The sequence below is a fragment of the Streptococcus hyovaginalis DSM 12219 genome (assembly GCF_000420785.1).
Lineage (GTDB): Bacteria > Bacillota > Bacilli > Lactobacillales > Streptococcaceae > Streptococcus > Streptococcus hyovaginalis.
In genome coordinates, this window is sequence record NZ_ATVP01000015.1 from 1 (window position 1) to 4,664 (window position 4,664).

5 protein-coding genes are annotated in these 4,664 nt (G+C 39.5%); 3 read left to right on the forward strand and 2 right to left on the reverse strand.

Translation table 11 applies throughout. From position 1 onward, the window contains the following. Positions 1-220: transposase (locus G574_RS0109220; protein WP_029691946.1), on the reverse strand; the 220-nt coding region annotated here is incomplete at its 3' end. A 202-nt stretch (positions 221-422) separates the two neighbouring features. Here G574_RS0109220 and metG point away from each other — a divergent pair. Beyond that, positions 423-2,480: a methionine--tRNA ligase gene (gene metG, locus G574_RS0109225; protein ID WP_029691947.1), complete on the forward strand. Its 2,058-nt coding sequence runs from the start codon at positions 423-425 to the stop codon at positions 2,478-2,480. Positions 2,481-2,499: 19 nt separating this feature from the next. Here metG and G574_RS11920 read toward each other — a convergent pair whose 3' ends face one another. Then, on the reverse strand, positions 2,500-2,622 hold the full coding sequence (locus G574_RS11920) for a hypothetical protein (protein ID WP_281167099.1): 123 nt from the start codon (positions 2,620-2,622) through the stop codon (positions 2,500-2,502). Between the two features lie 173 nt (positions 2,623-2,795). Between G574_RS11920 and G574_RS0109235 the strand changes: the two genes are divergently transcribed. Together G574_RS0109235 and G574_RS11670 are read left to right on the forward strand one after the other, a co-directional pair. Beyond that, positions 2,796-4,031, forward strand: a complete 1,236-nt coding sequence (locus G574_RS0109235; RefSeq protein WP_029691948.1) for an aminoacyltransferase — start codon at positions 2,796-2,798, stop codon at positions 4,029-4,031. Between the two features lie 92 nt (positions 4,032-4,123). After that, the gene (locus G574_RS11670) at positions 4,124-4,273 is read left to right on the forward strand and encodes a hypothetical protein (protein ID WP_169343468.1); all 150 of its coding nucleotides are present in this window, start codon (positions 4,124-4,126) and stop codon (positions 4,271-4,273) included. Positions 4,274-4,664: the final 391 nt, after the last annotated feature.

A 4,664-nucleotide genomic window follows, 5' to 3' on the forward strand; every position in this document is an offset into this window, starting at 1 on the left:
GAGCCTTTGGATGTGGTGTTAGAGGGCGATGGGAATGGTCTTTCAGCGATTCTTTAGTTCCGTCGAATCGCTTGTTCCAGCGTATGAGAGAGGCTTTTGAGACCTTGTAGCGTCGACAGATGAAGGCGACAGAGGCACCATTTTGGTAGGTTTTAACCGCGTGGTAACGTGTTTCTAGAGTATGTGGTAAATAGCGAAGATTTTGTGATATACTAGTCATGAGAAGATTCCTTTTTGATGAGTCGTGGTACTCTTATCATATCAGGGAATCTTCTTTTTGACTTCTAGAAGTCTCACATCTATTGTAACGCTACAGTAAGATATGTGAGAGTTTTTTCATCCCTTTGAAATCTCCTATCAAAATATGCTATAATCAAGTGTTACTATAGTCGTGTTTCATTTGCACGGAAAGGAATTACTTAATGACAAAATCATTTTATATTACAACACCGATTTATTATCCTTCTGGAAAATTGCATATCGGTTCTGCTTATACAACTATAGCCTGTGATGTTTTGGCGCGTTACAAACGTATGATGCACGTTGATACCTTTTACCTAACAGGTCTTGATGAGCATGGTCAGAAAATCCAGTCCAAGGCTGAGGAAGCAGGGATCACACCGCAAGCTTATGTTGATGATATGGCTGTTGGTGTAAAAGAATTGTGGCAACTCCTTGAGATTTCTTATGATAAATTTATTCGGACGACGGATGACTACCATGAAGAGGTGGTTGCACAAGTCTTCGAGCGTCTTTTAGAACAAGGCGATATTTATCTTGGCGAATACCGGGGCTGGTACTCGGTTTCTGATGAGGAATTCTTCACAGAAAGCCAATTGGCAGAAGTTTATCGTGATGATGAGGGCAATGTCATTGGTGGTGTCGCACCATCTGGGCATGAAGTTGAGCTTGTTTCTGAAGAATCTTATTTCTTCAAGTTGAGCAAGTATCAAAAGCACTTAGAAGCTTATTTTAAAGCTAATCCTGATTTTATTAGTCCTAATATTCGAATGAATGAAATGCTTAAAAACTTCATCGAGCCTGGTTTGGAAGATTTAGCAGTTTCTCGCACAACCTTTACCTGGGGGGTTAAGGTACCGTCAAATCCTAAACATGTTGTTTACGTTTGGATTGATGCTCTTCTCAACTATGCGACAGCGCTTGGTTATGGTCAAGCAGACTCAGCAAATTTTGACAAATTCTGGTTGGCAGATACCGTAACGAAATCATGGGCAGATGACTCAGGAAAGCAATGGGACTTCACGGTTAATCCAGGCGTTAACCACATGGTTGGTAAGGATATCTTGCGTTTCCACTCCATTTACTGGCCAATCCTTCTTATGGCGCTTGATTTACCATTGCCAAATCGCTTGGTGGCACACGGATGGTTTGTCATGCAAGATGGTAAAATGTCTAAATCAAAAGGGAATGTGGTTTACCCAGAAATGTTGGTAGAGCGTTTCGGTCTTGATCCGCTCCGCTACTACCTCATGCGTAGTCTTCCTGTAGGATCTGATGGCACTTTCACACCAGAAGACTATGTTGGTCGTATCAATTATGAGTTAGCCAACGATCTTGGAAACCTTCTTAACCGTACAGTTGCCATGATTAACAAATACTTTGGTGGTCAAATTCCTGATTACAAGGAAAATGTCACAGACTTTGATGGTGATTTAGCTGACTTTGTTTCAGAAAATCTCAAGCTCTACCACCACAATATGGAGGCAGTGGATTACCCAAGAGCTTTAGAAGCTGTCTGGAATATCATCTCTCGTACCAACAAGTACATCGATGAGACAGCTCCTTGGGTTTTGGCTAAAGAAGAGGGTAAAAAGGAGCAGTTAGCGTCAGTTATGGCACATCTGACAGCAAGCTTGCGCGTGGTTGCTCACCTTATCCAACCTTTCATGATGGAAACGTCAAATGCTATTATGGAACAACTTGGATTGGGAACTGATTTTGATCTTGAACATCTTGAATTATCAGGTCTTCCAAGTGGCGTTCAAGTTGTTGCTAAGGGGACACCAATCTTCCCACGTTTGGATATGGAAGAAGAAATCAACTATATCAAGGCTCAAATGAATGCTGGTAAAACAGCTGCAGAAAAAGAATGGAACCCAGATGAAGTTGAACTCAAATCTGAAAAAGACGAGATTAAGTTTGAGACCTTCGATGCTGTTGAAATTCGTGTCGCTGAAGTCAAAGAAGTAGCAAAAGTAGAAGGTTCTGATAAATTGTTGCGCTTCCGCTTGGATGCTGGAGACGGCGAGGATCGACAAATCCTTTCAGGTATCGCGAAATTCTATCCAAATGAACAAGAATTAGTCGGTAAGAAATTGCAAATCGTTACTAACCTTAAACCACGTAAAATGATGAAAAAATACGTTAGCCAAGGCATGATTTTATCAGCAGAACACGACGGTAAATTGACGGTATTGACGGTTGATGATAGTGTACCAAATGGGTCAGTAATTGGATAATATCAAAAAAATAAGAGGGCTACCTCTTATTTTTCTTGTCTTTTAATTCTTTTTTCCAATAGGTGTAGAGGGCTTGATAAGACCAAGCAAAAACACTTAAAAAGATAATAATAGCCATAATTATGATGATATCATTGAACATGAGAGGTCTCCTTTGAGTGTTTTACTGTTATTATATACCATTTAAAGGTCATTATTTGATTTTTATGTCATTTGAAATAAAAATTTTGAGTGGTGATCTCTACGGCTTAAGAGTTCTGTCCTATTCTCATTTCTGCTATAATGGTAAGGAAGCATTCTAGAAAAGGATTTAAGATGGTATTAGTAGAATTAAGTAAAGAAGACTATAGTAGTGCACTGTCACAGTTTTCGGAAGTGTCCTTTACACAATCTTTGGAAATGGCAGAGCTGCTCCGTAAGCGTGGTTTTAAGGTTCGCTTTATGGGTCTAAAAGCTGACGGCGCTATTCAAGTTGCGGGGCTCTTGTACAGCAAGGCTATGGCTGGCGGCCAGCATATGGAGATGAATACAGGACCTGCAAGTCGTGATCTTGCCTATTTGAAAGCATTTTATCAAGCGTTACAAGCATTTGCTAAGAAAAATGGGGCTCTAGAACTGATTATTAAGCCTTACGATACTTATCAGGAATATACTAGTGAGGGTGAGCCTGCTAGTCAAGAGCGTAGAGACTTGTTGGTAACCTTGACAGACTTAGGCTTCCAGCATGATGGTTTACAGACGGGTTATCCAGGAGGGGAGCCAGACTGGCTTTATGTTAAGTCTTTAGAAGGAATGACAGCTCAGAATTTGCGGAAATCTTTTTCGAAAAAAGGGAAGCCTCTAGCTAATAAAGCAGCTTCCTTTGGGACCAAATTGCGCCGCTTGAAGCGCTCAGAACTCCCTATCTTTAAAGAGATTACATCATCAACATCGGAGCGTCGTGACTATTCAGACAAATCTTTGGACTATTATGAAGACTTTTATGATGCCTTTGGTGATAACTGTGAGTTTATGGTGGCCGAGATTAATTTCCAAGATTATTTGACCAATCTCCAAAATGATTTGGGAAATCTAGGCGTTAAATTGTCAGATTTAGAGGAGAAATTAGCTGCTAATCCTGATTCTAGAAAATACCAAAACATGAAAAAAGAGTATCAGGCTCAGGCTGAGACCTTTGAAAAACGGATTTCTGAGGCAAAAGAATTAATTGCGGAACATGGTTCAGAAGATGTTGTCATGGCAGGGAGTCTCTTTGTTTATACGGCGCGTGAGGCCATCTACTTATTCAGTGGTTCCTATACTGAATTTAATAAATTTTATGCCCCTGTTGCCCTACAAGAACATGTCATGTTGGAAGCGATTAGACGTGACATTCCGACTTACAATTTTTTAGGGATTCAAGGGGTATTCGATGGCAGTGACGGTGTTCTGCGCTTCAAGCAAAATTTCAATGGTTCTATTGTCCGTAAAATGGGGACTTTCCGTTATTACCCAAGACCTTTAAAGAAAAAGGCTATTGATAGTGTCAAAAAACTTTTAAGACGTTCATAAGAATTAAGCTGGAAGTTTTTTCGAATTTTTTGATATTGGAACACTACTTTTGTTTTACCTCCTAGTAGGTAAAACAAACTAGGAGGATTATTATGAAAACAAGTCATACCATTGGGATAATTTTTATTGTGAATGCTATGATGTTATGGGTTATCACAAAGATGTGGTTCATAGGTTTGCCAATGGCAATCATCGGACTGTGTTTTCTAACAGGAATCATTTCAGACGATAATAATGAATAAAAGTGGAAAATTTATACGGGAGAAATTACGACAACCTATTGCAGTGCCGTCGCAGCCTTGAATACTATTGATATCTTGCTGTTGTTTGCAAATGCGGGACTGTTTCAATTCGAATTTGTCCATTTCCAGCATCTTGCATTAATATTTTGGTGATTTGTTGGCTTACCTTTGACCTTATACAGGTGCCATAATTTTGTTCTACCTAGAGATTCATCGGTCAGTAAAAGAGAGAGCTAGCTAACGCTGAATCGTTATTGAAAATATTTGTGTTAAAATAAATAAGAAAAGGAGAAAACCATGACATTTGAAGACATTTTGGAAAATGTCTAGGAATGGCTTGAAATAGGCGTTTATAGCCTCTGAATTTGTGGACTTTTTGAAAAAAACATAG

Excerpts from the sequence above, each read along its gene's own strand:
- metG (WP_029691947.1), top strand. The coding sequence starts at position 423 with ATGACAAAATCATTTTATATTACAACACCGATTTATTATCCTTCTGGA.
- G574_RS11920 (WP_281167099.1), bottom strand. The coding sequence starts at position 2,622 with ATGTTCAATGATATCATCATAATTATGGCTATTATTATCTTTTTAAGT.
- G574_RS0109235 (WP_029691948.1), top strand. The coding sequence starts at position 2,796 with ATGGTATTAGTAGAATTAAGTAAAGAAGACTATAGTAGTGCACTGTCA.
- G574_RS11670 (WP_169343468.1), top strand. The coding sequence starts at position 4,124 with ATGAAAACAAGTCATACCATTGGGATAATTTTTATTGTGAATGCTATG.